This window comes from Mesorhizobium captivum (genome assembly GCF_033977165.1).
Lineage (GTDB): Bacteria > Pseudomonadota > Alphaproteobacteria > Rhizobiales > Rhizobiaceae > Mesorhizobium > Mesorhizobium captivum.
Genome location: NZ_JAVIJB010000124.1, coordinates 1 through 962, shown reverse-complemented (window position 1 = coordinate 962; position 962 = coordinate 1). Strand labels below are relative to the sequence as shown.

General features: G+C 65.6%; 1 protein-coding gene. It reads right to left on the bottom strand.

Annotated features, from left to right (window positions below):
* Nucleotides 1-962, bottom strand: a 962-nt coding sequence (locus RFM40_RS33575; RefSeq protein WP_320279057.1) for a formate--tetrahydrofolate ligase, incomplete at both ends; no start/stop codon positions are given.

The window sequence follows — 962 nt, the reverse complement described above, 5'->3', positions numbered from 1 at the left end:
TCCTTGCCGAGGTCCTCCTTCTTGACGCCGCCGTTCATCTTCATGGCGCGCACGGTGGCGACGATGACGGCCGCGGCCGGGTGGAGTCCGGCCTTGCGGCACTTGATGTCGAAGAACTTTTCGGCCCCGAGGTCGGCGCCGAAGCCGGCTTCGGTGACGACGTAGTCGGCAAGCTTCAGCGCCGTCGTGGTGGCGACGACCGAGTTGCAGCCATGCGCGATGTTGGCGAACGGGCCGCCATGCACGAAGGCCGGGTTGTTCTCCAGCGTCTGCACCAGGTTGGGCTGGATGGCGTCCTTCAAGAGCACCGCCATGGCGCCGTCGGCCTTGAGGTCGCGGGCATAGACCGGCGACTTGTCGCGGCGGTAGGCGACGATGATGTCGCCGAGGCGCTTCTCGAGGTCCTTGAGGTCGGTGGCGAGGCACAGGATCGCCATCACTTCCGAGGCGACGGTGATGTCGAAGCCGGCTTCGCGCGGAAAACCGTTGGCGACGCCGCCCAGCGAGCAGATGATCTCGCGCAGCGCCCGGTCGTTCATGTCCATGACACGGCGCCAGGCAACGCGGCGGATGTCGATGCCGAGCTCATTGCCCCAGTAGATGTGGTTGTCGATCAGCGCCGAAAGCAGGTTATGGGCGGTGGTGATGGCGTGGAAGTCGCCGGTGAAGTGGAGGTTCATGTCATCCATCGGCACGACCTGGGCCAGGCCGCCGCCGGCGGCGCCGCCCTTCATGCCGAAATTCGGGCCGAGCGAGGCTTCGCGGATGCACACGACCGCCTTCTTGCCGATGCGGTTCAAACCGTCGCCGAGGCCGACCGTGGTGGTCGTCTTGCCTTCGCCGGCCGGCGTCGGGTTGATGGCGGTGACCAGGATCAGCTTGCCGTCCTTGTTGCCCTTCACCGATTTGATGAACTCGGCCGAGATCTTCGCCTTGTCGTGGCCGTAGGGCAAAAGGTGCTC